The organism is 'Santalum album' aster yellows phytoplasma (assembly GCF_018283495.1).
Classification (GTDB): Bacteria; Bacillota_I; Bacilli_A; order Acholeplasmatales; family Acholeplasmataceae; genus Phytoplasma; species Phytoplasma asteris.
Genome location: NZ_JAGVSK010000015.1, coordinates 1 through 5,165, shown reverse-complemented (window position 1 = coordinate 5,165; position 5,165 = coordinate 1). Strand labels below are relative to the sequence as shown.

Here is a 5,165-nt window from a genome sequence, read left to right as displayed (position 1 = left end):
ATATCATAAAAACGAAGAACAAACAAATAAAAGACATATTTATCAGATTTGCTATTTACCGAAAGACATTTTTAAAATAAGCAAACTAAATATTTGGGAAAAAAAGAAAAAAGATTATTTTTTAATTAACAATAAAGGAGTAGAATTTAAAATTGCACCTAGTATGAGTTGGCAAATATGGTGGACTATTCCTTTAAAATTAATTCAAGAAAAAAGTGAAATTTTAAAAGTTTAATCTTTATCAATCCAGTTAAAAAATACATTTTCTTTTATATGAATAAATTTAATACTAAATAAATAGAAAAACAACCAACAACAAGATTAAGATGATAAAATCATAATTAAGACCAACTTTAAGTTGGTCTTTTTCATTAATTTGAATGAAATAATATATTTTCTTAAAAAGTTAATCAAAATTTTAATATTATAACCTTAATTTGAGGTATAATTAGTATAGTTTATATAATTAATTTTAATTAAGTATAGGCAAATACTAATTTATCTTAATATTAATATTTTAATTTGTAACTAATAAATTAATTAAAGAAAAAAATAAAATAAAAATTAGCAATTGAAACAACTTGTAATTTTAACTTCAAATAACCCTATTTTTAATACACTCCTAATTAACATATATCAGGGTTTATTTCGTACCAATATATTGAATTTTCTTTGCTAACTAACATTCGAACCTGACAACGAAAATTAAGCATTGCAGCACGATTTTCATAATCACTGAATCAATTGAATTTAATAGTTAACATTTGGGAGTTTTGGTAGGATGAATAATGGACTGATGAGTTTGACATTTTGGATGGCGAACTAAAAAATTTGATACAAGTTTATAAAGAACCGTTCTTTAAATCCTGCACCCACCTGCTAAGCAGGAACTGTATTATCGTGGGAGAAGCTCCTTTCATTACGCATTTCAGGTACAGGCGTCTAAGCCAATTCTTTCCATCACACTCAAGTGGAGGGTAGGTTCTCTAATTTGTTCAGGTTTTATTCCAAAGACACAAAATTATTCATAGAAGGCTGACCCGCCAAAGCCCTGAAGGCATGTTTTTATTGAGCATAATGCCAATACATATTTGTTTATCAGTAGGAAGTGTGCCGCAACAATAAAATTTCGGGATAATAGCATATAAAATACCATTCGGAGTTCAATTTAAGGCATTGTTGAATCAATCAAAAGACCATTTTAAATACTGCATCTTCTAACAAATCGATTATTAGGTACTACCAATATTATAGGTGGATCGTGACAACAATATTAATTTAATATTTTGGTAATGGTAAAAACTCTGAAGCAGCCACTAAGTAATTTGAGAAAAGAATTAGTTTTATCAATAAGTGGTTTATTCGTTAAAAGTATTGTTTGAGTTTTACTATATCATTAATATTAGTTATTCAATTTTCAATTTAGTTAATTATTTTTAAGAATCTCAATCATCAGGAATAGACCCGTTTTTCCCAACGCTTGATGTACCTTTTGAACTTGAAATTTGAAGCAAAATCTAAACCTTTGATATTTTTGATACTTAAAAATACATAAAAGAGTCATCTTTTTACCCTTCTTTCTTCTTAATATTGTATCATGGTTATCCTCGGTGAGTGGCTGGTGAAATTTAGTTTAGAGAAATATTTAATTTTGCATCATTAACCCCAATTATCTTAATATTTTGATTCTTTAAAAAGCAAAATGAAAGACACGCTTCGTAGATGTAATGCCGGTAACGCATCCATTGAGGTAACGGGAATGATGTTGTAGTAATCTAAAAAATGTGTGTGCGGCGTCATTATGATCAATATACGAAGTATCAGAAAATCCTCGTATATTGATAATAATGGAATGTTCATTTCATCATAAAGTTTTCGCGACCGACTGTGCGTCTTACCTTAACTGCCCAGGTTTGATCTTATTAAACAATTAATATATTCGAAACCATAATTATCGAAAATACGTTGTTGGCATTTATAACACGAAGCCAATGGGAATTTTTCCTTTTCGGTTTCAAGTATTTTAAGTTGAAGAGGGCCGCACGATGCGAGCTGGTGTTGATGATACTGGCTCAATAACGCTTTCACTCTATCGGTTTGGTATAAATACCTTCATAATCAAATAAATTATTATCTCGCTCCATGTTCAGTAACTGGTAAGGACTCGAGTAATTCATTAACAATTCTTTTGATATTGAGAAAGATAGTAATTTTATTTTCATTTATTAATTTAACGGAAATCTCAGGAGTATGTTTTGTTTTCGATAATTCTTATTCCGTCATCCAAACAAACTGTTCTCAATTTCAAAACCGAGCTAAGGTAAGTGCTACCAACCGGCTGAGGTATGTATGGCAACCTGAACGTAAATTTCTTTTCAACACAATATTATTAACGATGTCGATATTAATACTATTCTTTATAGATCAACAAGGTGATGTGATGTTCCATTGTGCACAACTCTGATTTTTGTTGATCAAAAAATAAAAGCTTCTTCGATAACATTCATATTTTTAGAGATCTTCTAAAGTATTATCAGGACTATTTAATATTAGGGACGAAACGAGGTTACAAACAAATACCTAAAGTCCGCTGAAGGATGTGACCAGCATAACGAAAAACTTTCAGAAAAAAGGTCAATGTGGAATTAATCAGCATCAATCTCTTTGTTGACCAAAGTAGAAGCAATTAATAATTCTTTAATCGTTAATAATATCATTAAAGAAAGAAATTTATTAGAATTGGGTTGTTATAACATAGCCCCCAAACTGGCTTGAGTAGCACCTTTACCTTTAGGTAAGCTCGTTAGTTTTTTGAAATTGAGAATATTTATTTTGATGACTGAATAAGAATCTTACCTGAAAATAAAAAATTATACCCTTGAGGATTTGCTTAAATTATCAAATGGCGCCAAAAACATCTATCTTTTTTCTTTCAATACTCAAAAAAGAATTAAAAGCATCAATTTTGTGCTGTGATCCTTACCAAACCATTCGAACATGGAAAGAGATAATTTATTTGATTATGGTGAATTTATACTCCAAACTGATAGAAAGGAAGCGCTATTGACAGCATCCCACAATACAACAACAACCAAAGCGACTATATCGTGTGAACTTCTCCAACAAAAATATTTTGACCGAAAGGAAAAATTTTATTATTTCTTGTAAAGATAGAAATGCCAAACAACGTATTTTCGATAATTATGGTTCTGAATAATATATTAATTGGTTAAGGCAATGTTACATCAAACCTGGCAGTTATATTTCAGGCGACGCAGTCGAAATAAAATCGGTCGTTCTAACAAAACCCTTTATGATGAAAATGGTAACACCCATTATTATCAATATAATGAGAGTTTTCTTTGATACTTGGTATATTGACGGCAATGAATGCGCTCTTACATATTACCATTTTTAGATACTACAACACCACCCCAAAGACCTCAATGGATATATGTTAATTGGCATTAAATTGCCCATAATGAAGATTCTTTTTTTCATTTAGGGCTTTTTGTTAAAATCAAAAAATATTAAGATAATTGGGGTTAATGATGCAAAAATTAAATTATTTCTAAACTAAACTCCCTCTATGAAATCACACCAACTGGGGATAAATTAAAACGAATCATTTTTTTAAAACTAATATAATTTCAAATCATAAATTGAAACAAACTATGATACAATATTTAAGAAGAAAGAAGGGTAAAAAAATGAAAAACATGACTTCTTTTGATGCATTTTTAAGTATCAAAAATATCAAAGGTTTAGATTTTGTTTCAAATTTTCTCCAAGTCCAAAAAGGTACTATCAAGCGTTGGGAAAAACAACAATCTATTCCTAAAAATTACGATACAGACTTAAAAAAAATAATTAACCAAATTGAAATTGAATATCCACATATCGATATAGTAAAATCCCAAAACAATACTTTAACAAATAAAACTAATTTTATTGATAAAACTAATTCTTTTTCTCAAATTATTTTAGGTGATGTTTGTGAGTTTTTACCACAACTTCAAAATATTAAATTCAATATTGTTATCGCTGATCCACCTTATAATATTGGTAAAAATTTTGGTAATAACCGCGATTTGTTAGAAATAGATGAGTATTTAAAATGGTCTTTGGATTGGATTCAACAATGCCTTAAATTATTAACTCCAAATGGTATTTTTTATATGTATGGTTATCCCGAAATTTTAGCTCGGGTTGCGGCACAATTTCCTTACGATAAACAAAGAATTTTAGCTTGGCATTATACTAATAAAAACATGCCTTCTTGTAATTTTTGGCAACGTTCTTATGAATCAATTTTATGTCTTTGGAATAACAAAAAACCTGAAATTAATATCGATCAAATTAGAGAACCTTATACCTCCAATTTTTTGAAGTGTGATGGAAAAAAAAGAATTGGTACTTTAGGACGTTTTGGTAATTCTGAAACTTTGTATCGCGTAAACGAAAAAGGAGCTCTCCCACGTGATATCATTAAAGTTCCCGCTTTAGCAGGTGGTGCAGGATTTAAAGAACGGTTCTTTTTATGTAAAACTTGTGATTGTAAAATTTTTAGTTCTAAAGAACTAAAAAATCATCAAAAACCTCATCAAACTATTATTCATCCTACTCAAAAACCCCAAATGTTAACTATTAAATTAATTGATTCAGTGATTATGAAAAATCAAAAAGGTAATGTTTTAATTCCTTTTGCTGGTTCAGGTTCAGAATGTTTAGTTGCTAAAAAGAAAAATCTAAATTATATTGGTATTGAAATAAACCCTGATTATGTGATGTTAATTAAGGAATTATTAAAAAATGTATAAATTAAATCAAACTATGATAAATCATTTTAAAAAATATTTAGAAAAATATCATGAACTTTTTGATTGTGGTAGATGCAGTAGTTGGCAGTTAGAAGAATTAATTGTTAAAAGTATTAAAAAAGACCTTTCAAATACTGATGTTGTTAAATGGAGTGGTAATAATCATAAAATAGATTGTGATATTTTAATTAATAATAAAATACAACTACAAATTAAATCAGGTAAAATAGATAAATTAGGAATAAATTTAATCCTTTCTGGTTATCGATTGGGGAGATTTAAAGAGGATTTAGAACAAATCACAAAGTTTATTAACCAAAATAATTCTTTTATAATTACTATTCC

3 protein-coding genes are annotated in these 5,165 nt (G+C 28.5%); all 3 read left to right on the top strand.

All coding sequences use genetic code 11. From position 1 onward, the window contains the following. The coding region (locus KE631_RS02465; RefSeq protein WP_212509260.1) for a hypothetical protein at positions 1 to 235 on the top strand (235 nt) is incomplete at its 5' end. A 3,475-nt stretch (positions 236 to 3,710) separates the two neighbouring features. After that, entirely contained in the window at positions 3,711 to 4,820 is a 1,110-nt protein-coding gene (locus KE631_RS02460) for a DNA-methyltransferase (RefSeq protein WP_249291150.1), read from the top strand. After that, positions 4,813 to 5,165, top strand: a 353-nt coding sequence (locus tag KE631_RS02455; protein ID WP_212509259.1) for a hypothetical protein, incomplete at its 3' end; no start/stop codon positions are given. The genes KE631_RS02460 and KE631_RS02455, both read left to right, overlap by 8 nt.